A 25,702-nucleotide genomic window follows, 5' to 3' on the forward strand; every position below is an offset into this window, starting at 1 on the left:
ATTTTACCCTTACAGACTATTCCAATTCCGAAACTTAACCGACTGACGGCTAGACACATCTATCGTTTCACCCGACGTCAGTTTAATCTGCAACCTATTATTAAAATGCGGATGAATTTCTTGTATGTAATGAGTATTGATTATCTGACTTCTGTTCGCTCTAAAAAACACCGTAGGATCCAATTTTTCCTCCAAAAGATTTAACGAGCGCTTAATCATAGCCTTCTGCTCGCCAAAATACAAGCGCGCATAATTCTCCATAGATTCTATATACCGAATGTCAGCCAACGGAATAAAATAACAAGCCTCACCATCCTTGATAAATATCTTGCGGTGCATGGGCAACACATCAGGTGTCGCCTGACGTTTTTTAAGCAATTCCTGTTTTACCTTGGCAATGGTTTTGGCAAAACGCTCTTCACGCAACGGTTTAACTAAATAATCTAACGCATTCAATTCAAAGGCTTTAACGGCATACTGGTCGTAAGCCGTGGTAAAGACCACCTCTGGCACCGTACCCAGCTCCTCCAACAAATCAAAACCCGACTTTTCAGGCATATGGATGTCCAGAAAAATAATATCGGGCGCTTCGGTTTCTATCAGTTTTATAGCCTCGTCCACATGCGAAGCCTCCCCAACTACATGAAATTCTTGGTGTGGCTTTAAAGCACGCTTCACCTCTTCTCTGGCCAAACGCTCATCGTCTATAATTAGGGTTTTAAATGTCTTCATGGGTTTTTAAAGGTAAAATAAGCTGCGCCTCTACAGTATGGTCATCCAGTGCTGTTAAGGTGCAGGCTGCTGTTGTTTTGTATTGCAAGGCCAGGCGTTCTCTTAAATTCTTTAGCCCTACCCCTTTCGTGTTCCTTGCTGTCAGCTTTCCAGGATTTTGTACGCTTATCAATAATTCATCATCACGTTGACTAATCACCAATCTCACAATCCCACCTTTAACCGACTTATCTATACCGTGTTTAATGGCATTCTCAACCAGTAATTGAATACTTAAGGTCGGTATTTTAACAAGCTCCAGACTAGGGTCTAATGTAATGTCTAAAGATAAGCGTTCTTCAAATCGCAGTTTCTCCAATTCTATATAATCGCTTACCAAGGCCAGCTCGTCCTTAATGGTTATTAATTCGGCATTGGTTTCATAGAGCGACGAACGTAATAAATCCGATAATAAATCTATAGCCCGTCTGGCTTTACTGGGGTTCTCTTCTATTAAGGACTTAATGGAGTTTAACGAATTGAACAAAAAATGCGGATTCAATTGCGCCGAAAGATTATCCAGCTGTATCTGTTTGGTCAATATAGATAGTTGGGCATTTTCCTGGGCAGTAGCCACCTCTTTTTGGTAATAATGGTAAAGGTGGTACGCCAGAATCCAGATAGACATCAAGCGTAAACCCGTAAGCAATATAGGATCCCAATACACCAGGGCTTGCCCCAAATCTTTATCTTCGCCGGCAATAGCCGTCCAATATACGTACCATTTTATATTGTTCAGCAACACATATAACACGGCCAAAACAAGGATGCTGGGCACCACGCGATACAGCAAGCGCTTCAGGGGCAGTTGGTTCCACTGTCTATGTAACGCAAACCGTCTGTAAGCATGTGTTAAACAAATACCAATGGCAATATCCAGCACATAGTTTATAAGCGTGTAAAACGCCCCATAGTTATCGCGTGTATACACCGTATAGGCCCAATAGATGGACACCAGGCTCCATCCCAGGAGCTGACAGGTCCAATACAGCGATAGTTTGGTCGTACGGGTATGTTGGGTGTTGCTAGTAGCCATGATGTAACAAAGCAACAAAATACTTTTTAATACTAAAAATAAAAGTACAAGGACGTCAGTTATCAGGGTTAAGCGTTATTAATTAAAACCATATGCTATTTAACAACTATTATTACACCAGATTGCGATTAACTCCTTGCGTATAAAACTTGTTTTATTGCCTCTATATCACCTATAGCTTTACTAAATTATCAACTAAATTCTCATCAGATCGTGTTCCATAAGCATCTATGGCTACATAAACAGGTTCTTCATCTACGATTATCGTAATTTGTGACTTGTCTTTGTTAAAAACGTAGTTTGATGTGTAAATAGGCGTTTCATTTAACCCATAGCTTTTTGGATGTTTTTTGAATATGCCAATTTTTATAGGTTCGTTAATTGCAATTTTTGTTTCACTGCCATCTTTATTGACTTGAAACCTTTCAGTACTGACATCGATAACGACTTCAAATTGATTACTAGATTGTTTTTTGGTTACAGATACATTATCAATTTTTAAATCATAAGTAATAACACGTTTAAACCAATCGTCAATTAACGTATGATGCTCTTGAGGTGCTACTTTATAAATTTCGTTTAAAAAAGCTACTGAAGTAACTTCTAATTCAACTTGATTTCTATATGTATCTGTAAAGATTTTTATGACTTTATTCAGAACATCTTCTCCAATTAAATCCCTTAAGGCAAGCATAACTGTGTAATTCTTACCATAAGATAAAAACCCTTGGCCACTAACTTGATAAATTGGCGGTTCAACCGCACTATCATAGGTTCGCCATGTAAAGTACTTTTTATTGGCATTTCTGCTTAATTCCCAAATGGCCGATTTCCCATACATGTTTTCCATGACTACGGCTTCAGCGTATTTTGCAAAACCTTCAACAAACATTGAGCCGCCTTCTACGGGTTTTGGCCCTAATATATGACCAAACCATTGGTGTGCCACTTCATGAATGGTACGTTTGGCTACTAAATCAAAATCTGTAGAATCTCGTAAATCAACCAAATGCAGCATATCTTCTGTCATACTAATAGTTCCAGGGTGTGCAAATCCACCAAAACTCCAATGCGATGGTATTTGGGCAATACGGATGTGCTTAAATGGATATGGACCAAAATTTTCAGTACAATAGTCTAAGGTATTTATGGTACTCTCTTCTATCCTGTCATTATTATAAGCACTTTCTGGCATAAAATACTGTTCTATCTCAATGCCATTATGTGTTGTGCTTTGCAGGTCATAATTTGCTGAAAAATAGCCCATCATAGGCATGATTAACCCTTCGGAAGCATACTCAAAATAGTTTCTATTATTATCAGTCCATTTTTTCTTTAGCTCTCCTGTTCCTAAAGCAATTTGGTCGTATTCTGTAGATACCACCGTTTTATAATACACGCGTCCCACACTACTCTGCGTAGTTACAATATGATCATCAGAAATAGTTTCTTCTTCGCGTTCTGGCAAGCCTCTCTTCTTTCGTTCTATCGGGTTAGAAATCTCTAAAGCTGTTCTATAACCCAAAGCTGGTTCAAAATCTCTGTGCTGCATATAAGTGCCATTGTCAACGATGTTTTTTGAGGTCTCAAAGCCTTTAAGTTGTTTATCTAATGTATAAGTAAATAGCACTTCATCATCAGGCTCAATGGGTTTTTTAAAATCAAATACGTAGGTGCCAAGATCTTCATTATGTTCTACTAATTCTCCTCCAGCAATACTGATGCTTTTTAGTGGTTCTTTTTCTGTTATTAGGTATTGCTTTAATGTTTCCGAGCTTTTATTTTTAAGAATATATGTGGCCTTAACCACATAGCGTTTGTCTGAAGGATAAAGATCTACTTCGGTTTCCATTTTTACAGGAAATAAACCTCTTAATTCTTCATATTTCTTAAATAATCGTTCATAATCTTTACGTAAATCCAAATTTTCTTGACTTGTGATATAGTGAGTTTCTACATTTGTATTGTAGTATACAGCCGTAGCGGATGTACCAAATAATAGCAATAATGACGTAAAAACTATCGTAGATTTTTTACTCCAATTAGAAAACATGAGTTTAAATCTAAATTTCAAACTCGTAGATACGCCTCTTTTCCATAGTTTAAAAGACAGGAAAGCGAGTAAACTTCCAAATAGCAACCAGTAAACCGCTAAATAATTATAGCCTTTTACAATACCACTAAAACCATTCATTCCAGAGATATTAATTTTTGGCAAATTTCCTAATAAAAGCATAGGGTGTTGCAAGCCAATTGATGACGATAAAGAGGTTCCCAGAAATACGATTATTAAGCCCGTAATTCCCATTCCTAAATATTTATTTGGGATTAGAGATTGAATAACTAAAGCCAAAAGCGCATAAAATACTAAGGTTAACCCTGGGTTATAAAAGAGAGAAAGGTATGAGCCTATTTCAAATTGATCATAACCAAATACACCTTGTAATAGCATTGAAACTGCGATTCCCATAACAATTAATACCAATGGTAAACCCAGAATGGCTAAAAACTTTGAAAAGAAAAAAGGCAGGTTTTTTGTAGGACTACTATCTATGATACCATTAAAATTCAAACTGCGTTCGCGCCACACAATCTCACCACTATAAAATATGATTAGAATGTAACTTAAAAATAATAAGGGATCTACAAACAGCTCAATGAGCTTGTACATAGCTGGGTATAAACTATCATTATAAGGGCCACCTTCAACAATTCTGGAAAACACTTCTATAATTACAATTGCAATCCATAATAAAACCACACCAATAAACGGCAAGCTCTTCATACTGTTGGCCATCTCCAATTTGAATAAGGAAAAAAACGCCCTTATTTGTGATTTGTTAGAGGTATTTACCATAACTGTACGGTAAGGGACTGTATTAATAAGCTCTTGGTCTTGGCTTACGCTTTTCTTTATTTTTTTCTGAATGGTTCTGAATGAAAACAAGCGATACGTCACTACAAGTGTGATTACACCAACGAGTACCCATAATAGTCTATTCCACATAAAGTTACCAGCAAACGCAATGTATTTACTATTCTTCTCAAAAACAGTCCAGTATTGTGTCTGTTCGAAAAGCGCAGATAAGCCAAACGGATCTAATAAGGCTGCCATAACATAACTATCTGCTGACAATTGCGCTGAACTTGCCATTATTGGCGAATTTAAAAACAAGGAACAAAGAAAATAAAACGCATAAATTAAGATGGCACTGGCATAGGTAGCAACGTTACTTTTGGTTAAAATACTAACCGAAAAAATAATAGCCGTGCATATAAAAATATTAGGCAGCACTATAATGAGAATTGTCCAAAGGTAATCTGTAATTTGAAACGCATTTACCAGTTCGGGATCCAAATTAGGGAGTTCAGTTGTTATTGCAAAACCTATTAAAAAGGAACAAAATGCTAATACACTCGCCATAAATACGCCTAAAAACTGACTCCAGAAATAGTGCTGTTTTTTTACAGGAGTACTAAACATAATGGGTTGCATATTATAGCGACTATCTTTCAGCACACCATTTATAACAAAAAACATGATGATAAAAACAGCACCTAATGTTAGAATTCCTGTGATTTCTGAAATAGATTGTGGTGAATTGTAAATGGTAGCACCTCTTCCATAGCCTTGTCTACCTATTTGAATTCCAATTATTAAAAACAATAGTGACAGGAAGACAAAAGCTTTTTGTTTAAACTGATACGATATTTCAAATTGAATGAGTTTTTTAAACATAATGTTGCGTTTTTTGATTGATTAATGAGTCGCTAGCGTGGTAAAATAAAAATCTTCTAAATCTGCTCTAACTAGAGAAAACCCTTCTTCTGGTTTAGTTTCAGACAACACTTTTATTTGAGTTTCACCAGACACTAACGTTGATGAAATAACAGAGAAAGCGTTTTTATAAGCTTCTACATCTGTTTTAGCTATAATTTTAGACCATATTTTACCCTGAATACCGTTTACTAGTTCTGCAGGGTTTCCAGTTACTAATATGTTCCCATTAGATAGTATAGCCATGTTCTTGCAGAGATTATGTACGTCTTCAACAATATGAGTTGATAAGATGACAATTACACTCTCGCCTATTTCGCTTAATAAGTTTAAGAAACGATTGCGTTCTTCTGGATCTAATCCTGCAGTTGGTTCGTCAACAATTATTAATTGCGGATTACCCAAAAGCGCTTGGGCTATTCCAAACCTTTGGCGCATGCCTCCAGAAAAAGTGGCAACAGCTTTTTTGCGATGTTGGTATAAATTGGTTTGATGCAGTAAACTTTTAACTTGTTGTTTTCGCTCCTTGGTATTAATTATCCCTTTTAATATGGCTAAATGATTTAATAACTTTTCAGCTGATAATTTTGGATATACACCAAATTCTTGGGGTAGATATCCTAAATTTTCGCGAACATATTGAGGTTTTGATATAATATCAATATCATTGAATGTAATCGTCCCATTTGAGGGTTCTTGTAAAGAGGCTATTGTGCGCATTAAAGACGATTTTCCAGCACCATTAGAGCCGAGTAAACCAAACATACCGTTTGATATTTCTAAAGAAACACTTTTGATGGCTTGTACACCATTAGGATATGTTTTACTGATATTATTAATTTTTAATGTGTTCATTTTCTTTAGTTTAATAATTGTGAGACAAATAAAACAGGAAATAAATCATTACGAAATTAAAAAGGACACACAGGTCATTTTATGCTATAAACACGGTCGGTTTTAGGTTAAGTGTGGTTCAACTAAAATAAGACGGTGTTCATGCCATTTTTTATACTGTACATCAATATAATTGTGTTTAGACCCTAACATTTGTAATTTCGCTTTATGATTAAGTTTTTTAAAAAATATAAAGCCTTTGTTATTGGCCTAGTTGTTACCAAGGTTTTGGCATTACTATTAGAATATAAGGGTGCTATTATTGTTGATGAAGATGAACACCTAACTAATATACTAGGGTTTCTATTTTACTGGTTTTTAATCTCAATTTTCATTCATAAAATCGCTTACTTAAAAGAAAACTTTAAAACAGTCATTAAGGTTATATGTCTAATCCTCTTTTTAATAGCCATACTCGTAATAGATTCTAACGCTGATATGCCAGATAATCCAATTACCATCTTATTGATAATTGTATTTTATTTGGCTGTAGTTTATGTCATTGTTCCTGCCTTTTTTAAAAAGTACAAAGTGGCTATTCTTTCCACTTATGCTTTGGCATATTCCGTTTTTCTGTATTTCAGATTGTTTTCTGATAGTTTTGAATTGTACAGACAGCAAAGCAAGGAATTGTTTATTCTTTTTATGTTGCCAATCCCAATTTTTGCATCGCTATGGGCTTACCAGCAATGGAAATGGTTTCAAAATTTGAAAAGTGAAAAGTCTCAAGCCGAATTAGCCATGCTGCAAGCGCAAATGAACCCACATTTCTTTTTCAATACCCTAAATAACTTATATGCCTTAACCATTAAACAGTCTGATAAGGCACCTGAAGTCATTTTAAAATTGTCTGATATGATGCGCTATACCATTTATGAAGGCAAAAAGGACTTTGTTACCATAGGTGAAGAAATAGCCTATTTAAATAATTATATCCAATTGCATAAAATCCGTTATAAGAAAGAGGTTGATATTCAATTTAACCATGAGGTTGATAATGATTTAAAAATAAAACCCTTACTATTCATTATCTTGTTAGAAAATGCCTTTAAACATGGCGTTGAATCTTGGTCTAAAAACAACGCATACATTCACATGAATCTGACGTATACAGATGATTTTGTACAATTTGAAATTGAAAATAATTTCGATGGAACTCATACTAACAAAGTTGGTATCGGTCTGGAGAATCTCAAAAGGCGCTTACAGTTATTGTTTGGAAAAAACTATGCTTTATTAATTAATAAAACGGAAAACACCTATAAAGTAACTTTAAAAATACCACCACATGCTTAAGTTTATAATTGTAGATGATGAACCGCTAGCTCATGAAGTCATAACGGAATTATGCAATATGATTCCGCATATAGAATTGGTTCATAATTGCTATAGCGCTATGGAAGCTATGCAGTATCTTAATGAAAACAAGGTGGATTTTATGTTTTTAGATATTAATATGCCAAAATTAAAAGGTCTCGACTTCCTCAAAACCTTGAGCCAACCACCAAAAACAATTATAACAACAGCGTATAAGGAGTATGCTTTAGAAGGTTATGAATTAAACGTGGTCGATTACCTTTTAAAACCCTTTAGTTTTGATAGATTAGTAAAAGCCGTGAATAAGGTTTCAGAGTTGCAGGCATCTAAACCGTTCATTCAAGAAGTATCAAAAGATGATACGAATCCTACTAGCCTATTTGTAAAAGGTGATAAAAAATACCATCAAATAGAATTAGACAATGTGTTATATATTGAAGCCTATGGTAATTATACCAAGCTATACCTAAAGGATGACATGATTGTAAGTCATGAAAAAATATCGCACTATGAAGACTTTTTAAATCCTTCGCATTTTCTGCGTGTTCACAAATCCTTTATCGTTGCCATTGATAAAATAAAATTTATTGAAGGCAATCGCATGGTCATACAAGATCACAAAATACCCATTGGTCAAACCTACAAGAGCCATGTCAACAAGCTCGTTAACAAGTAAAAGCATCCTGCTTCCCACCTGCTTAACTTGAAGTTTACTCTAAAGGAATTGTTTAAAAAATACGCTAAAACTTAATATATTTACACTCTTATATAGTTTTTATGCTTAAAACAGTAGATGTCACTTTTTCTTATACTAAAGACACTTCTTTTAATTTTCCTGATATTGAATTATCTCCTAGTCAGCCATTATTAATTCTAGGTAAATCTGGCATTGGCAAGACCACTCTTTTGCATTTACTGGCTGGAATATTAAGTCCGGATAAAGGCAGTATTTTCATCAAAGACACCAATATTGCCAGTATGAGTATTAAAAAATTAGACCGTTTTAGAGGAAAGCATATTGGCATTGTTTTTCAAAATACCATTACAGTGTCGTCATTGACTGTTTACGAAAACCTGCAAGCTAGATTATATTTTAGTGGCATTTCCAATCAAAAAGGGGCCATTGAAAACATATTGGAGCAATTAGATTTAGTTTCTGTTAAAAACCAAAAACCTAATACATTAAGCACAGGTCAATTGCAACGTTTAGGAATTGCTTTAGGAGTTATTCATAAACCAGATATTATTCTTGCGGATGAACCTACCTCAAGTTTAGATGATGAAAATTGCGAATTAGTTATTGAATTATTAAAAAGTCAAGCAAAAAAGTCGCATGCGAATTTGATTATTATTACCCACGATCAACGTATAAAAAATTCATTTACTAATACTATTGTTTTATGAACTTTATAAAGCTTAGTTATAAAAATATTATTGCAAAACCCTTGCAAACGTTTTTAACAGTCTTGATACTGTCTTTAAGTATTGGACTACTCCTTGGGGTTAAACAATTAAACAAAGTATTTGAATCTCAATTACAGCAAAGTTTAAATGGCGTTGATATGGTTGTTGGCGCCAAAGGAAGCCCCTTACAATTAGTACTTTCTGCTGTGTTACATATTGACAATCCCACTGGTAATATTCCTTATAATGAAGCAAAAAAGATTGCAGACAACAAGTATATTGGTGAAGCGATTCCCATTTCAATTGGCGATAATTATAAAGGTTATAAAATTGTTGGAACGACTGTTAGTTTCGTCAATCTACATAAAACGGGTATAGCTACCGGAACCATGTTTAATACTACTTATGAAGTGGTTATAGGTAATGCTGTTTCAGAAAACTTAAACCTAAACATTGGCGATACGTTTTCTAGTTCGCATGGCATGATTGAAAATGCTATTGAAAGCCATGATGAACATCCGCTTAAAGTTGTAGGGATTTTAAAGCCTACACAAAACGTCATTGATAGATTGATTTTAACAAATCTAGAAAGTATATGGCATATGCATGAGCATGAAGGTGTAAATAATAGCCCTGATCACAATCACGATAATGAAGAAATAACAGCATTATTAATAAAGTTTAAAAACAAAAGGGGGTTGCTGCACCTTCCACGAAATATTAATAAAAACACAAACTTTCAAGCAGCATTACCAAAATATCAGTTAGATAAACTTTTTAAACTTACTGCAATTGGTGCAAAAGCCATTACATGGATTGCGTTTTCTATTTTATTTGTCTCAGGTATAAGTATGTTTGTCAGCTTATATAGAATGGTAAAAGAAAGAGCTAAAGAATTGGCTTTAATTAGAACTTATGGAGCTAGTCGAAACAAGTTAATTTTACTCGTGTTTTCTGAAGGACTATTAGTTGGTCTTTTTAGTTTTATCCTCGGAGCTTTGTTAGCTACTTTTTGTTTACAAACAATATTTTCTTTAATTAAAGATACCTATAAACAACAAATCTATTTACTGGAATACCATAAAGATATTTTAGATTTGTTTTTGTTTATTTTTGGCATCATTATTTTTGCAACCTTAATAGCCATTCGTCCAATATTTAAAATGGATATTTCTAAAATTATAAGTCATGAAAGTTAAATCTGTATTAGTTCTTTTAATATTTACTTTAGTTTACACTACGGCATTTAGTCAAAAAAAAATAACTTGGAAAGAACTCAGTACCGCATATCGCAATGAGCTTTTCCCTAAAGAAAGTGACGACAAAAACACATTATCTCTAAAAGATATTGAAGGTAAAGAGGTTACCGTTAGAGGCTATTTTTTAGATTTAGGTGCAGACTCCATGTGGTATATGCTCTCAAGATTTCCTTTCGAAAATTGCTTTTTTTGCACCGGTGTTGGTCCTGAAACCGTTATTGAACTTGGAGAGTTTAAAAACGAAAAGTCAGAATTTAAAACCGATGACATTGTTATAGTTACTGGCACCTTATATTTAATGGAAGTAGATGGAGAATATTTCTATATTTTAAACAATTGTACTGTAAAACTTTTTGAATCTTAATTAATAGGTTTTGAGTAAAATTAAAAAAAGCCTTTTCATTATGAAAAGGCTTTTTTTAATTCATTAGTTACGCAAAAATGTTACATCCCTCCCTTTCTTGTTGGTGATCTTTGCGCTGGCCATTCGCGAGGTTCTCCCGTTCCTGGATTAATGGGCATGACTATTTTTTCATTTGAAGCTCTTTCCGGATCTTCAGATGCCATATAAGCTAAAATCGCCGTTAGAATAACATTATTTCGTACATCATCAAATACTACTTTATCGTATGTATCACGATTTGTATGCCATGTATAGTTCCAGTACGACCAGTTTAAAGCACTTAAATTAAATGCTGGCACACCCGCAGCTAAAAAAGATGCATTATCAGAACCTCCTCTACTTGGGCTTCCTGGAAAGCTGGTTTCTATATGTGTGGTAATGCTTCTCGGTACCGCATTTAGCCAACGTCCTAAATAATCATAAGCATGTAAAAATCCAGCTCCTGAAATATCTATAACACGTCCTGTTCCATTATCTTGGTTAAAAGATGCTTGTATATTTTCTACAATCTCTGGATGATCCTCAACAAAAGCTCTGGAACCGTTCAAGCCTTGCTCTTCACTTCCCCAATGACCAACAATAATAGTACGCTTTGGGTTCGGATAAAACTTTTTAAGTAAACGCATGGCTTCCAGCATCACAAGAGTTCCTGTGCCATTATCAGTAGCTCCTTGGGCGCCATCCCAAGAATCAAAATGTGCAGATAGCACAATATATTCGTTTGGTTTTTCGCTTCCTTTAATTTCGGCTATGGTATTAAATGTAGGTACTTCTCCTAGCTCTTTGGATTCTGCCTCTACTTTAATTACGGGTTTGTTTCCGTAAGTAGCCAAACGATATAACATACCATAATCTTCTAATTCAACATCAATAGTCGGTATGTTTTTAACGCGAGAACTAAATATTTTGTTAGACCCAAATGCTTTAGACCAATAACTTGATACGAGACCAACGGCACCTGCTTCTTCCAAAGCGCTACCAATAGATCGTGATGTGTAACCCGTATTTCTTATGTTTTCACGCCATGCCTCTGTTTGTGCATCGCGCGCTTCCTTCATTTTTGTAAATGACTCTTCTGTTGCGAATTCTTCCCAGTTATAATCTGGACGGCCTGTTGGTTGTGGCATCGAAATCATCACAAACTTACCTTTTACACTAGGTAACCAGTTTTTAAATGCAATGGAATCCTTAATATTCTCTGGTAATGTAACAACCTCTGCGGTCACGCCTCCTTTTGGAGTACTGGCACTCCAAGCCAATTGCGTTCCATCAAGTGATTGTACCCTTGGTGAGACCATATCTATATGTGTAATCCCACGTTCCCATCCACGCCATGTTCCATAGTTTTCTCTTCTTGCTGGAATTCCCCATTCGGCATATTGGTCAATGGCCCATTGACTGGCATGTTCCATTTGAGGCGTTCCTACTAATCTTGGTCCAACAACGTCAAAAAGTTCATGGGCTAATCGTTCAAGTTGAGAATTTTCGTTGGCTTCTTTAATCATGCCTTCAATCACTGGGTCTTTTTCCTGCGCAAAAACTATTCCGCTCGTTAATAGAGCAAAAGTCATTAAGAATTGAATGTATCTTTTCATTTAAAAAATTAATTGGTTATTAAGACTAAGATACAATATGATTAGTAGTTTGTAACCACCATTATAAAATTTAACAAAAAAAGAGCCTTAATGCTTATGGCTCTTATAAATTATGACTTTAGTTAATAGATGAATCAAAAGATATTCCAAGATACAATTCAAATCTTATTTAGATGCAACCCGAGCACCAAATCAAGTTATTAAAATGAATTAGTAAAACGTTGTTTTCCCCATTTGTAAGTTCGAAATGAACAACTACTTAAGAGTAACTAACTATTAAAAACAATTGAAACCTTCCCAACCGCTATCATAAGCACCAACGGTCTTAAGAAATAATGAGCCAACAATAACTAAATAAATGTAATAAACAATCCCAACCACGCTGTCGTAAGCACCAACGGTCTTAAGACATAATGAGTCAACAAAATAGTTTAAGCAATCCAAAACAAGGGAGTAATTCAAAAAATAAAGTGAACACGTTCAGAATTGCTTAAAGAAAAAGGCGAATGGTCTGAAAGAATGTCCTAAAGACCGTTTTGATTTTTTTGGTTCGTTTTTGTATCAAGACAAAAATGAACAAAACAAAATACTACCTCACCTTTTGGTTCTTTTATGTGCTTTATAAAAGAACATATAAAAAAAGAAAAATTAAAAACCCCTACACAACCCGTTCCTCTAAAAGAATATTAACCCGCGAATAAAAATGAACATATAAAAAAATATTTAGCGTATTAGGTACTAGCAGCCGTTGTAGCCGCAATGGAAGACGAAATAATCACAACCAGCATGGCTAAAATAATCTCATGCACCTCTTTAACAGTTGCACTAATAACCTGACTGTTTTTGGCATCAGCTATAACGGTTTTTATTTGGTCTTTGCAGCGCTTGGCACGATCCTTACCATAAACCGTTCGGTTTAAATTACAGGCATCAATAAGGCTTATAAGCATAAGCTCATCTAACTCGGGCTTTTTATCATGTTCTATAATGTCATATAAACGATGTCGTAGGCTGTTTTCGGGCTTCGCGTTAACGGTTGGAAACTTATCATTATTAAAAACCCATAAAAACTTTTCTTCGCGTTTGGTTAAAATACCTTTTAGAATAAGCTTATCCAAACTATCTTTTTTAATAGCACGCTCTTTATTTCCAAGTTTTTCTACCCAGTATTTAAGCGAGCGTTCTTTTTTTGAATCCCTTATGACCTCTAAATAACTATTAAGCAACCCATCATCCAGACCTTTTGTGGTAGTTACCACCACCTTTTTGTTGGCTATGCTTATACAGTTCTGTAATGAGAGTTCCAACAATATAGCGCCTGCCAATCCATAGGTTAAAGCAAATGGCCCAGAAACAAAGGTGCCTTTATCATCATCTAATGCCAATAGTAGTAATTTATCTACCAAGTTTAAGTCTGTCATAATATAAATTTGATTACTTCTATAGGTTGTTTAAAATTAAGAAATGTTACAGGAAACGAGTTAGTAATTAGCATGCTCCTTGTCATCCAGCATTTGTCACCCTGAACGGAAATTGAGGTCCTCGAAATGCGTTTCAGGGTCTACTCGTCCAATAACAAGTTTAAGGTCACCGTAATATTATCACGAGTAGCCTTACTAAACGGACATATTTCATGGGCTTTTTCAACCAGTTCCTCACCAGTTTCTAAATCGACACCCGGGATATAACAGTCCAGCGTAGCTTCTAGGCAAAAGCCATCCTCGTCCTTACAGAACCCAATAATAGCCGTTACACTCAAGGCTTCATCATCAATATCCAGACCTTGCTGTTGGGAAATAGCTTGTATGGCTCCTCCAAAACAGGCGCCATAAGCCGCACCAAATAATTGTTCCGGGTTGGCACCGTTACCGCCATCGCCACCCATAGATTTAGGCACAGACAAGCTAAAGTTTACGGGGCTGTTTTCAGATTTTACGTGGCCTTTACGCCCACCAACCGCTATTGTGGTTGCTTCATATAATGTTTTCATGATTTGTTTTTTATGATTTATCCTAAAGATACCAAGCTCTGTATATTTAGTAAAAGGATTTGTCTTAAAGTTCTCTTAAATTACTTTGCTACACTAATAAGGTAGACTGTTTATTTGGTTAATAACGACGTCTATTTCTTGGTGCAATCGGTCCAAGTTGTTAAAGTATATATTGGTGTCTTCCTTAATGGCCTTTCTAAAGAGTTTAAAGGTTTCTAGACGTAGTTCGGCATAATCCAACAGCAGGGCATTTCGTTCTATCAGTTCAGGTGGTAAATTAGCTATCTCGTTGGCTTTTTTTGCAATGGTTATGTTTTCTACCCATTTGGGAATGGTGCTAGAGTCTAATTCATAAAGCTGATCGTTTCTAGTGGCTGTATCCATACGGTCGTAAAAGCCCAGTGTTTCCGATTCGTTCCTGAAAAATGGCTCCATTTGTGCATCATACTGCTCATAAACTTCATCATTGTCCAATAAAAAGACACCAGCAAACAGGGCTATAAAAGTAATTATAAGCGATATGAGCCCAATACCTGCGGCTCGCCATCCCGAGTAAAAGGGTTTGTTTTCTTCTTTATGATTTTTGAGTAGGTCGCCCATTTGCCATTCCACCAAAGCCATTCCAATAGCTGTATATGCAAAGGGTATTAAAATATTAGGTATTTTATCTAATATGTCTTGAGGAACAAAAAATACAACTGAAAACACGGCAATAGTTACTAAAATACCAATCAGTAATGCGTTACGCCCTTCGGCTGGTTTGTTTATGGCCTTAAAGTTTTCACTAACCATATAGCCTCCTGCCAAGGGGCCTGCTAAAAAGGTTGCACCACTTATAGCTCGTGATGAATAGAGTTTAATGTCTTCTGAAGGGCTTTCGATTTCTGGTTGCTGTGGGTTTTCGTTCATGATAATTGGTTAGGCTATTTGCGTAGCAAATATAGCAGTTTGTAAATAGTAGGCACAAAAAAAGGCGCTCAAACTGTCTATTTAAGCGCCCTATTTAAGTAACTATTTCTTCTTCAATCTGTTATTTAAAAACTTCTAACAATTACCACCGCATTACTGGCAAAGCAGGTACCTAAAAATGCCGAACCACCAAACATACTTGGGTTAAAACTCATAACATAAGGCTGGTAACCGTCTTTAGTTGATGTCCAATAGAATTGGGCTTCATCAAAATTACCCATACCCTGTGCATGCACATTATTAAAAATGGCTTCCATAGAACCGCTGCTAGGCACATACCAATCTGTGTAGCCCTCATGTTCTAAATCGGTTACAATTTTAAAGGCATAATCGTCACTACCAAACTCGAGTCCGTTTGGTACATTGCTGTTATCATTTAGGTTGCCATCCACTATTTGTTGGGTGTTGTCGCGACCGGCACCAATTTCGGCACTATTGGTTAAATCGAAATGATCGCCCCATGACTTTGTACCAATAGAAGAATAATCGGTAGCAACCATTAGCGTACCATCGGTTTCGTTAACATGGAATATATAGCCGCCACCATACTCAATGCCATATAGAGCTTCTATGCCCACTTCTGCAGTAATATCCAATACCGCTACACCATTATCCAGATTCTCAACAATGGTGAGATCAGGGTTGTATTGTGTAAGGTCTATGGTAGGTTCTATTTGGGTGTTGTTGTCATCAGTTGAGCAGTTAAAAAATGCCACTGCAAAAAGCATAAAGAGTACCTTTTTCATGTTGTATATTTTTGGTTTATACCTATATAACAACTGAATACTTAAAAATCCTGAACGAATTTTGGTTTTTTACAGTTTAAGCCTAAAAATATAAGCGCATTAGCCTTTTAAGGACTTCATATCAATTACAAAACGGTACTTAACGTCGCTTTTCAGCATACGATCATAAGCTGTATTGATGTCTTGCATATTGATAACCTCAATATCGGATGTAATGTTATGCTTGCCGCAGAAATCCAATAGTTCCTGGGTTTCTGCAATACCTCCAATTAGAGAACCCGCTACGGTTTTACGCCCCATAATCATAGGTACGGTAATTAATGCTGGGTCTAAAGGTCCTAAATACCCCAGGATCACTAAAGTTCCGTTTGTGCTTAAGGTATTGATATACGGATTAAAATCATGCGCATAGGGTACGGTATCTAAAATCACATCAAAGCGACCAGCAGCAGCTTCCATTGCAGCAGGGTCGGTTGATATAATCACTTCATTTGCACCGAGTTGCTTGGCATCATCTATTTTATTAGTTGAACGAGAAAACAAGGTGACATGAGCTCCTAAAGCTGATGCTAATTTAATAGCCATGTGACCTAAACCGCCTAGTCCAACAACAGCTACTTTACTACCCTTGCCCACATTCCAGTGTCGCAATGGTGACCACGTGGTAATGCCAGCACATAGTACTGGAGCGATACCGGCTTTATCCAGATTTTCAGGAACACGCAACACAAAGTCTTCGTCTACCACAATAGTTTCAGAATACCCTCCATGGGTGTTGGTATCTAAATGTTTGTCGTAACCACCATAGGTGCCAACCCAACCACCAGTACAGTATTGCTCTAAATCGGCTTCGCAATTACTACAGGTTCTACAGGAATCTACCAAACAGCCCACAGCAACCAAGTCACCTACCTTGTATTTGGACACCTCACCTCCTACTTGTGTAACGCGCCCAACAATTTCGTGACCTGGAACAACGGGATACACGGTCATACCCCAATCGTTTCGGGCAAAATGTAAATCGGAATGGCAGACACCACAGTATAATATATCGATTTCTACATCCTTTGGTAGAACGGTACGACGGTCTATTTGCATTTGTTTTAAATCGGCTTCAGGAGAATCAGCACCAAAGGCCTTTACGTTTTTTACTGACATGATATTAATGTTTTTATGATTAGAATTTATATTCAAATAACGCTATATAGGTCGTTTATGAAATGAGGAAACTAAAGGTAGTGAATATTTTAGTTTGTTGGGCTAACAATGGAAAACTTAATAATACCTGCATCTGTTTCGGTACGTTGCAGTACGCCATTTTGATAGTGATAGGTACTTTTATGACCACTGTTGGTAGTTTTTAAATAGGTACTATCCTTAATTTTTTTCAAGGTGTGAAACGTACCGTGTTCTTCTGAATATATTCTTGTAAGTCCTATAGGCTCTTCAAACAGTAATTGTACAATACTATGGTTAATACTGGTTTCTGGAATGTTTTTTTGTAATTGGCCATCAGAATAAAAATTGTAGCCTTTATTGGTTATTAGGGTTTTAGTATTGGTTTTTTCGTTACCCTTTACCATAATATTCGCTTTAGCTTCACGAAGCTCTTTATTATTAAATGACACCTGGTAATCGTAAATTATCTCTATGGGAACAATTAAATGATATTGAATTTTAGTGTGGCTTGCGTAAGTTGTAATATCACCATCAGTGGTTTTGGTGGCTTTTAAAGTACCCAACGATTTACCATCATGAAGAATATTAAATTGTTTGGTTTGCGTTTGAGCTGATACCAATTGATAACTTACAAAAACAATACTAAATAACCATCTTTTCATAAACACTAAAGTACAAACAATTTTAGAACCTAAATGCTTAATCGATTTCTAATTTATAGCCTACACCATGTACATTAGTTAATTTAATGCTTTTATCATCTTGAAGCTTTTTACGCAATTTTGAAATATAGGTATCCAAACTGCGACCAACAATTACACCATTATCTTCCCAAACGGCTTTTGTAAGCTCATCACGCTTAATAATTTCGTTAGGTCGCTCTACAAACATAGCCAGTATCTCGCACTCTTTTTTAGAAAGACTGATTTCTGTAGCTTGTTTTACCAATTTGTTTTGTTCTGGATAAAAATGAAAGCTTCCAATTGTTACATGGTCATTATCTTCATTGATTTGGGTTTTATTGTACTTTCCTTTAATAAAGCCTAAGGCTATTAGTACAAATCCTGAAATCAACAAAATATACCACCATATCGTGTAATTGTTTAGTTCTTGTGTGGTGCCTGTAAAACGAACGGTTATGGTATAGCAGCTTTTTGGTAGATCTCGAGTCCTGCAAGGTATAATATCAGTATCTACATTCTTTTTCATATCGAAACTGTATGCCACTTCCCTATCGGAACATTGTAAAACTTCAGTTAGGTATTTATCAGGGAGATTAACTTTTTTGATGCTTCTCGACATGATATTCACTAAACTATCTGGTTCAATAGCCAAAGGCTTTTCAAACGAGAGTTCGTATTTTAAGGGTTCTAGCTTTTTAATGGGTAGAATTACAGATGTTGAATCTTTAAGGTTTAGTAATAATTGATTACCTGCATCTCGTAATGCCAATTTTGCCTTTTCGGCGAATGTTATAGGATTTGTTTTTGTACTTGACAAATTGTACACAGATAAAACAATGATAATCAAACCTATACCAATATAAATGCCTTTTTTACTCATAATAGTGGTAAATTACAGACAATTATAGGACTTTTTACACCTATTGACAGTTCTTTTACATTTTTTTGACACTTTAAACACTTGTTAGGCCTAGTTTTACGAATGAATCTAAAATACTAATATTATGAACAAATATCTTGTTATTCTTGGAATTGTACTGATAACTAGCTGTACTACCAAAACCGAAAAACCTGGAGAACTCGCACTAGCTATTAACCACACTGATGCTATTAACGCTGAAAACAATCCGCTTTTGTATTCTGTTTTTAATAAACCTGATATAGAAAAGGACTTGTATGCCGTAAAATTTAGTGCCTATTCACATGGTAATGCTTTACATGACTTAACAATTGATATGCGGTTGAAAAATGATGGCCATTTTGTATCGCCAAACGCAACAAGAGACTTTAAAGGAAAATTCACTATGATAATTGATAAAAATTCAGATTTTAATTTAGTAGGTAATCTTATTGAGTCGCCACGCTCTGTTGAAGAAATTGATTTGCACCCTTTTGTTAATGGTCCCGTTAACTGGGTAAGGAAAAATACAACATACACTCAACAGATACGGCTAAATAGCAGTGATGACTTTGAAGTTATAGGTTTTATTCAGTTTACTATCGAGCCTGCTTGTACATTAGAAAAAGTTCCCTTTATTATTAAACAAGTTAATGGTGTTTTACAATTTGAATTTTTTGAATGTTAGTTCCTAAATCAACCCTAGAAAAACTGAAGATTACCATGAAGAGACTTGCAATACTGCTTATTACATTACATCTTTTTGTCATAGGTTCGTCCTGTAGCCAAGAAGCAAATAGTACAACACCTACTAATGATAAAGCCCATAAAATAGATTCCCTAATAAGCCTTTATGCCGATTATGAAGGCTTTAATGGATCTGTTCTTGTAGCTCATGAGGGAGAGGTTATTTTAAAAAAAGGTTATGGTTCTGCCAACAAGGAATGGGATATTCCTAATACTGTTGATACCAAGTTTCAAATTGCATCGGTTACCAAGCCTTTTACAGCGTTCTTAATTTTACAGTTGGCTTCTGAAGGCAAGATTGATTTGCATGAGCCTATAACGACCTATTTACCGTCATATCCTAATAAAATTGGCGATAGTATAACTGTGCAGCACCTTCTTACCCATTCATCTGGTTTGTCTAGAAGTTTTATAAGCACACAGAAAGGCAATAACCCAAAAGTTATGATGGAAGATATTGCAGCTATGCCTTTAGAGTTTGCTCCTGGTGAAACGTTTAAATATAGTAACTCGGGTTATAACCTTTTGGGCTATTTAATAGAAACCCTAACAGGCATGGCCTATGAAGATGCTCTACAAGATAGAATTTTCAATCCTCTTGGCATGAAAAATTCTGGGTTATTTAATAACAGGGCCATAATAAAGCACATGGCATCGGGTTACTATAAGGGTTTTGGTGATTATTTTAATATTGAGCGTAATTACAACTTATTAGCTTATGCTTCAGGAGGCATTTACTCAACCGTTGAAGACCTTTTTATTTTTAATCAAGCCCTAAATAACGATGAAATACTATCTAAAACCTATCGCGATTTGATGCAGAAAAAACACATTGAAGATCCTGGGTATAGTGGCTATTATGGATATGGTTTGGAAATCATGGAAAAGCCCATAGGTAACTCTGGAAAAATGATAGAGACTTACGGACACAGTGGAGCAATTGATGGTTTTTGTGCATTATTCACTACAATTCCGTCTAGTAACTCCACAATTATATTTTTAAATAATACACGACGTGCTTTTTTAAATAGTATGACCACTGCTATTACAGGTGCTTTGTATGATGAAACTTATGATTTTCCTAAAATACCTTTGGCCAAGTTTATGTCTCAAACTATTGATAAAGATGGTATTGACGCTGGGATTTCATATTACAAAACGCATCAAGACCACCCGGATTATTATATAAGCGAACAAGAGCTTATTGTAGCAGGCTATAAATATTTACAAGCAGGAAATGCACAATATGCGGCTGATATATTTAAATTGAGTATAGATGTTTTTCCAGACAAAGACAACCCTTATGACAGTTATGCGGAAGCTTTAATGGTTTTAGGGCGTAATGACGATGCTATTAAAAACTATAAGAAATCTTTAGAACTTAACCCGAACAATCATAATGCTAAAGCCATGCTTAAAAAATTGCAGAACAAATAATAGCTATAAAAAAACCACCTTGAACTAGGTGGTTTTTTTATAGTGAAAAGTTATGATTAGAGTACTTCTCTAAAGAAGTCCATCATTTCTTCCTTTAAATCGTAATGCAACTTTATGTATGTACGCATGTCTTCCCGCAATGGGCGTTGCTCATTAGATAAGCGACCATCAATAGTTTCGCCAATATCAGCATTATTTATGGCGACCATCTTGTTACGACAACGATGCAACAATTTTGATATGGCATCTTTTTCAATCATAATGCGATTTTGAAAAACTTCTAATTTCTTAAGCGCAATAGGATCTTGCTTATATTGTACTACTTCCTCTAATTTTTCTTGAAAAGTATCCATTTCGGTAAAATGAAATCTTAACTCACGTCTCCAAGTTTCAATGTTAAACTTCAAATCGCTTAAATACATTATTTTTTCTTGCATGATAATTTTGTTTTATGAGGTTATTACTTCTTGTTTTACTATTTCTTTTTGAACATGAACAGGCACAGCGCCATAGTTTTCAAATTCAGATGTATAAGTCGCTCTACCTTGTGTTAGGGAACGTAATTGCGATGAGAAATCGGTTAATTCAGCGCTAGGAATATTACATTTTAACTGTTGGTAATGTGCTTCAGATTCTATGCCCTGAATAATGGCGCGTCTACTTTGCAGTTCTGTCATTACGTTACCAATCATGTCTTCAGGAACACGTAAAATCATTCTTTCAATAGGCTCCAATAATTTTGGCTTGGCGTTTAAAAAGGCTTCTCTAAAGGCATGAGAACCGGCTATTTTAAACGATATATCATTTGAGTCTACTGGATGCATCTTACCATCGTAAACCATAACGCGAACATCTCTGATAAATGAATCGGTCAATGGTCCTGATTCCATAACCTCTAATATACCTTTCATGATAGACGGTAAATAACGTTGGTCTATAACACCACCAACTATACAGTTGTAAAACACAAGCTTTCCACCCCAAGGCAAGTTTACTTCTTCTTTACCGCGCAATGAAAACCCTTCAGGGTCTGGCATGCCTTCATAAAACGGATCTATCTTTAAATGAACCTGACCAAATTGACCAGAACCACCACTTTGTTTTTTGTGTCTATAGTTGGCTGTGGCACTACGCTGAATAGTTTCTCTGTAAGAAATTTTTGGGGTTTCGAATCGGGCTTTTACATCGTAAATGTTTTCTAAAATCCAGACCAAAGTCGCTAAATGCAATTCACCTTGTGTACCCACTAAAGTTTGGTGTGTTTCCTTATTGTACTTAACATCTACTGTTAAATCCTGACTATGAATACGTTTTAAGGCATCACTTAATTTCTCTTCTTCAGTTGTACTTTCTGCAAAAACAGCTTTCACCAAACGTGGTTGTGGAAATTTAATTGGTCTGATAATACCAGCACTTTCAGATTGGGCTAACGTATCATTTGTGTTGGTGAACTTTAATTTGGTAGTTGCACCAATATCTCCAACGGTTAGCTTTTGAACGGCATGTTTTTGTTTGCCATCCATAATATATAATTGATTGAGCGTTTCTAAATCGCCTGTACGAGCATTATACAGCTTATCGTTAACGCTTACTTCGCCAGACATGACTTTAAAAAATGTAATCTGACCTAAATTAGGTTGGTAAACGGTTTTAAAAACAAACAATGCTGTTTCAGCATCTTTTGTAGGGTTTAATATTTTTCCATCAAGTGTTTGCTCGGGTTTTAAATCGGCTGCAGCTGGCGCTACATTATCTATAAAGCCCATTAAACGTCCAGTTCCCATATCGTTTAAGGCTGAAACACAAAATACAGGAAAAACATCATGGTTAAGCATTCCTAATTTAATGCCTTTTCGAAGTTCATCTTCATTAAGTGTGCCTTTATCAAAATACAACTCCATAAGCTCTTCATCATTTTCGGCTGCTTTTTCAACCAATTCATTATGCAATTTATTGGCGTATTCCAATTGATCATCAGGTATTGCCAATTTTTCAGGCTTCCCTCCTTCAGGTTTAAACTTGTAGCACTTCATTTTAAGAACATCAATAATGCATTGTGCGCCATCTATCTTAATTGGGTATTGAATGAGCACAGCGTTATTTCCCACGAGTTCCTTTAAACTATTCACGCTCATATCGTAATCAGCTTTTTCGCTATCAATTTTATTAATAACAAATAATGTGGGTTTGTGGTAGCGATCTACATAGTTCCAAATTATTTCTGTACCAATGTCTGCACCATGCTTTGCATTAATAACTGTAACAATGGTATCTGCCACACGAATGGAAGACATAATTTCTCCAATAAAATCATCTAGACCTGGTGTGTCGATAATGTTGATTTTATAGTTGCGCCATTCAGTATGCAAAGGGGTAGCAAAAATAGAAGCACCGCGTTGGTGCTCAAATTCATGGTAATCGGAAACTGTGTTTTGCTGCTCTACAGTACCTCTTCTGTTTATTAGGCCAGCCTCAAAGAGCATGGTTTCAGATAAGGTTGTTTTCCCAGAGCGGTGTGTACCTACGAAGGCCACATTTTTGATGTGTTTATCGTCAAATACTTTCATAAGTTGTATGTTTTAATTAAGAAAATTGGTGTGTAGGTTTTATGGTATTAAAGGTATTAATTGTCCAGACCATAAAACATGACATAAGTTAGGTTTTTTTAATTTGAAATGCAAAAAGGGTTGATTATATTTAATTAATAATCAACCCTTTAAAAAAAACTACAACTAAAACTTATTTACTTTCTGAAGTAAAATTTGGTAAAACAATATTGTATTCAGCTACATAAATATCTCCTTTTTTGGGTGTTTTAAGAATGTTATTTATGCCTTTTTTGCTTAATTTTTTGCGACATGCTTTTGTTAAAAATGGATCGTCATCAAATAACCATGCATTTAAAGCGTATTCAGGTTTTCCGGCTTCTTTAATTTCTGCATGAATTATACGTTTTTCTCGACTATGAGGATAAGAGCCTGGCACAAAAGTGTAAAAGGTATACTGGCCATCTGCATCGGTTTTAATCCAACCTCTATTGTACACATAACGTTTATCGTCTTTGGTTTTCATATCAAAATAACCATCTTGGTCTTGATGCCAAATAAATAAGATAACATCTTTTGCTGGTGTAACACCATCACTCTTATAAATAGTTCCGGTTATCTTAAGCTTGCTTTCCTGCAATTCATAAGTTGGTATGGTATCTACATTACTTAATGTATTGGGATTGTAATCGTAAATAGGACTTCTATGTAAATAATCAAAAGGAACTTCTTCTAAAACATTAGAAGCTGCATCTTGTGCGCTCAACTTATGAAAAACTATTGAAACAAATAAACAGACGAAAAGAAGGATTAATTTTTTCATGGAGCTTTACTTTTATAATTCGTTCAAAATTAAGCACTTCAATAGGTTTCTACCTAAAAAATCATGTAAACTCAAAAATATTACGACAAAAGGATTGGAGTTGTAAAAATCTTCGATGAATAACTAAAATAATTTAAAACAAAGCTCTAATTCAAGTTTGAAGTAACATGGTATAATGTTAATTTTTAATAATCTAACAATACATTAACACACTTTATCGTTTATTTTTTTAATTTCGTCGATTGAAAATTTAAAAATCGATACATTCATCAATCAATATAGAATAAGATTAATAGCAAATGAAATCACTTTTTTTTAACCTACTTATCGTTGGTTCAGTACTAACAAGTTTTGCCCAAAGTAGCCCAGAGTTTAAAAAAGCAGATAAAATATTAGAACTTTTTGAGGGCATTGAAAATCAAGAATTTTCTCAAGAAGCACAATCTGAAGATCAATTTTCAGTATTTGATATCACGGCTGAAAACTGGGATACCAAACACGTAAAAATTGAATATAATAAAAAAGTTAACTTTCCTTTACAGATAGCCTTTAACGATTCTGTTTATGTATCACCCATTTCAAAAAACAAAGTTATTACTTCGCGTTATGGATGGCGTTGGGGTCGTGCACATAGAGGTATTGATATTGACTTAATAACTGGCGATAGCCTTTTTGCCATGTTTGATGGTATTGTACGTTTTGCTAACTACAGTTCTGGACATGGGCGTACTGTTGTTGTAAGACATTATAATGGTGTAGAAACCTTATATGCGCATTTATCTAGCTATGGCGTAAAAGCCAACGATACTGTAAAGGCTGGTGATTTTCTTGGTAAAGGTGGTCGTTCGGGTAATGCTCGTGGAAGTCACTTGCATTTAGAGATGACCTATAACGGTGTTCATATCAATCCAGAGTATCTATTAAAATTTGATGATAATAATGATGTTAATGCATCTGAACTATGGGTTACAAAAAAATGGACACGTCCTGAACTCCATAACAGTAAACGACAAAGTAAATTGGATTTGTTAACAACAGAGGAAGAACTTGAAGCATATCTAGAAAGGCCAACCGAGGTTTATGTTGTTCGTAAGGGTGATACACTGTCTAGAATATCTGCACGAAATAATGTGAGTATAACAGCCTTGTGTAAAAGTAACCACATTCGCGAAAATTCAACATTGCGTATTGGGCAAAAGCTGGTTATTGAGAAAACACTTTAATTTT

Annotated in this window: 23 protein-coding genes; 8 read left to right on the forward strand and 15 right to left on the reverse strand. The window is 35.3% G+C overall.

Annotated elements, in window-relative coordinates; genetic code table 11:
• Positions 1-9: 9 nt before the first annotated feature.
• The 4 genes from K7G76_RS11680 to K7G76_RS11695 all read right to left on the reverse strand — a co-directional run bounded on the left by K7G76_RS11680 (position 10) and on the right by K7G76_RS11695 (position 6,440).
• Entirely contained in the window at positions 10-732 is a 723-nt protein-coding gene (locus tag K7G76_RS11680; RefSeq protein WP_223034404.1) for a LytR/AlgR family response regulator transcription factor, read from the reverse strand.
• On the reverse strand, positions 719-1,702 hold the full coding sequence (locus K7G76_RS11685) for a sensor histidine kinase (RefSeq protein WP_369412204.1): 984 nt from the start codon (positions 1,700-1,702) through the stop codon (positions 719-721). The genes K7G76_RS11680 and K7G76_RS11685 overlap by 14 nt, the downstream gene beginning before the upstream one ends.
• Positions 1,703-1,979: 277 nt before the next feature.
• Positions 1,980-5,546 carry an ABC transporter permease/M1 family aminopeptidase gene (locus K7G76_RS11690; protein WP_223034406.1) on the reverse strand — a complete coding sequence of 1,189 codons (3,567 nt, stop codon included), beginning with the start codon at positions 5,544-5,546 and terminating at the stop codon, positions 1,980-1,982.
• 21 nt (positions 5,547-5,567) lie between these two features.
• On the reverse strand, positions 5,568-6,440 hold the full coding sequence (locus K7G76_RS11695; RefSeq protein ID WP_223034407.1) for an ABC transporter ATP-binding protein: 873 nt from the start codon (positions 6,438-6,440) through the stop codon (positions 5,568-5,570).
• A 207-nt stretch (positions 6,441-6,647) separates the two neighbouring features.
• Between K7G76_RS11695 and K7G76_RS11700 the strand changes: the two genes are divergently transcribed.
• The 5 genes from K7G76_RS11700 to K7G76_RS11720 all read left to right on the forward strand — a co-directional run bounded on the left by K7G76_RS11700 (position 6,648) and on the right by K7G76_RS11720 (position 10,823).
• Positions 6,648-7,775, forward strand: a complete 1,128-nt coding sequence (locus K7G76_RS11700) for a sensor histidine kinase (RefSeq protein ID WP_223034408.1) — start codon at positions 6,648-6,650, stop codon at positions 7,773-7,775.
• Positions 7,768-8,472: a LytR/AlgR family response regulator transcription factor gene (locus K7G76_RS11705; protein ID WP_223034409.1), complete on the forward strand. Its 705-nt coding sequence runs from the start codon at positions 7,768-7,770 to the stop codon at positions 8,470-8,472. Before K7G76_RS11700 ends, K7G76_RS11705 begins: the two co-directional genes overlap by 8 nt.
• A gap of 101 nt (positions 8,473-8,573) precedes the next feature.
• Complete coding sequence (locus K7G76_RS11710; protein ID WP_223034410.1) at positions 8,574-9,200, forward strand: ABC transporter ATP-binding protein; 627 nt, start codon at positions 8,574-8,576, stop codon at positions 9,198-9,200.
• The gene (locus K7G76_RS11715; protein WP_223034411.1) at positions 9,197-10,399 is read left to right on the forward strand and encodes an ABC transporter permease; all 1,203 of its coding nucleotides are present in this window, start codon (positions 9,197-9,199) and stop codon (positions 10,397-10,399) included. Before K7G76_RS11710 ends, K7G76_RS11715 begins: the two co-directional genes overlap by 4 nt.
• A complete protein-coding gene (locus K7G76_RS11720) occupies positions 10,389-10,823 on the forward strand; it encodes a hypothetical protein (RefSeq protein WP_223034412.1) in 435 nt (144 codons plus the stop codon). Before K7G76_RS11715 ends, K7G76_RS11720 begins: the two co-directional genes overlap by 11 nt.
• Before the next feature lie 80 nt (positions 10,824-10,903).
• On the opposite strand, the gene K7G76_RS11725 is transcribed toward K7G76_RS11720, so the two are convergent.
• The 8 genes from K7G76_RS11725 to K7G76_RS11760 form a co-directional block, all read right to left on the reverse strand.
• Positions 10,904-12,457 carry a M20/M25/M40 family metallo-hydrolase gene (locus K7G76_RS11725; RefSeq protein WP_223034413.1) on the reverse strand — a complete coding sequence of 518 codons (1,554 nt, stop codon included), beginning with the start codon at positions 12,455-12,457 and terminating at the stop codon, positions 10,904-10,906.
• 731 nt (positions 12,458-13,188) lie between these two features.
• Positions 13,189-13,878: a GOLPH3/VPS74 family protein gene (locus K7G76_RS11730; protein WP_223034414.1), complete on the reverse strand. Its 690-nt coding sequence runs from the start codon at positions 13,876-13,878 to the stop codon at positions 13,189-13,191.
• A gap of 140 nt (positions 13,879-14,018) precedes the next feature.
• Positions 14,019-14,447: an organic hydroperoxide resistance protein gene (locus tag K7G76_RS11735; protein WP_223034415.1), complete on the reverse strand. Its 429-nt coding sequence runs from the start codon at positions 14,445-14,447 to the stop codon at positions 14,019-14,021.
• A 93-nt stretch (positions 14,448-14,540) separates the two neighbouring features.
• Positions 14,541-15,356 carry a hypothetical protein gene (locus tag K7G76_RS11740; RefSeq protein WP_223034416.1) on the reverse strand — a complete coding sequence of 272 codons (816 nt, stop codon included), beginning with the start codon at positions 15,354-15,356 and terminating at the stop codon, positions 14,541-14,543.
• Positions 15,357-15,481: 125 nt separating this feature from the next.
• Complete coding sequence (locus K7G76_RS11745) at positions 15,482-16,162, reverse strand: hypothetical protein (protein WP_223034417.1); 681 nt, start codon at positions 16,160-16,162, stop codon at positions 15,482-15,484.
• A gap of 99 nt (positions 16,163-16,261) precedes the next feature.
• Positions 16,262-17,320 (reverse strand): NAD(P)-dependent alcohol dehydrogenase, encoded by a 1,059-nt coding sequence (locus tag K7G76_RS11750; RefSeq protein ID WP_223034418.1) that lies wholly within the window; start codon positions 17,318-17,320, stop codon positions 16,262-16,264.
• An 89-nt stretch (positions 17,321-17,409) separates the two neighbouring features.
• Positions 17,410-18,003, reverse strand: coding sequence for a DUF6134 family protein (locus K7G76_RS11755; RefSeq protein WP_223034419.1), 594 nt, complete (start codon positions 18,001-18,003; stop codon positions 17,410-17,412).
• A gap of 37 nt (positions 18,004-18,040) precedes the next feature.
• Positions 18,041-18,904 carry a winged helix-turn-helix domain-containing protein gene (locus tag K7G76_RS11760; protein ID WP_223034420.1) on the reverse strand — a complete coding sequence of 288 codons (864 nt, stop codon included), beginning with the start codon at positions 18,902-18,904 and terminating at the stop codon, positions 18,041-18,043.
• A gap of 124 nt (positions 18,905-19,028) precedes the next feature.
• Here K7G76_RS11760 and K7G76_RS11765 point away from each other — a divergent pair, with 124 nt between their 5' ends.
• Both K7G76_RS11765 and K7G76_RS11770 read left to right on the forward strand, forming a co-directional pair.
• Positions 19,029-19,610 carry a hypothetical protein gene (locus K7G76_RS11765; RefSeq protein WP_223034421.1) on the forward strand — a complete coding sequence of 194 codons (582 nt, stop codon included), beginning with the start codon at positions 19,029-19,031 and terminating at the stop codon, positions 19,608-19,610.
• Positions 19,611-19,645: 35 nt separating this feature from the next.
• Positions 19,646-21,106: a serine hydrolase gene (locus K7G76_RS11770; protein ID WP_223034422.1), complete on the forward strand. Its 1,461-nt coding sequence runs from the start codon at positions 19,646-19,648 to the stop codon at positions 21,104-21,106.
• A 56-nt stretch (positions 21,107-21,162) separates the two neighbouring features.
• Here K7G76_RS11770 and K7G76_RS11775 read toward each other — a convergent pair whose 3' ends face one another.
• The 3 genes from K7G76_RS11775 to K7G76_RS11785 all read right to left on the reverse strand — a co-directional run bounded on the left by K7G76_RS11775 (position 21,163) and on the right by K7G76_RS11785 (position 24,475).
• A complete protein-coding gene (locus tag K7G76_RS11775) occupies positions 21,163-21,543 on the reverse strand; it encodes a hypothetical protein (RefSeq protein WP_223034423.1) in 381 nt (126 codons plus the stop codon).
• A 12-nt stretch (positions 21,544-21,555) separates the two neighbouring features.
• Positions 21,556-23,673 carry an elongation factor G gene (locus tag K7G76_RS11780; protein ID WP_223034424.1) on the reverse strand — a complete coding sequence of 706 codons (2,118 nt, stop codon included), beginning with the start codon at positions 23,671-23,673 and terminating at the stop codon, positions 21,556-21,558.
• A 172-nt stretch (positions 23,674-23,845) separates the two neighbouring features.
• On the reverse strand, positions 23,846-24,475 hold the full coding sequence (locus K7G76_RS11785; protein ID WP_223034425.1) for a dioxygenase family protein: 630 nt from the start codon (positions 24,473-24,475) through the stop codon (positions 23,846-23,848).
• Positions 24,476-24,774: 299 nt separating this feature from the next.
• On the opposite strand from K7G76_RS11785, the gene K7G76_RS11790 reads away from it, so the two are divergent.
• A complete protein-coding gene (locus tag K7G76_RS11790; protein WP_223034426.1) occupies positions 24,775-25,698 on the forward strand; it encodes a peptidoglycan DD-metalloendopeptidase family protein in 924 nt (307 codons plus the stop codon).
• Positions 25,699-25,702 lie beyond the last annotated feature (4 nt).

This window comes from Hanstruepera marina (genome assembly GCF_019880635.1).
Classification (GTDB): Bacteria; Bacteroidota; Bacteroidia; order Flavobacteriales; family Flavobacteriaceae; genus Hanstruepera; species Hanstruepera marina.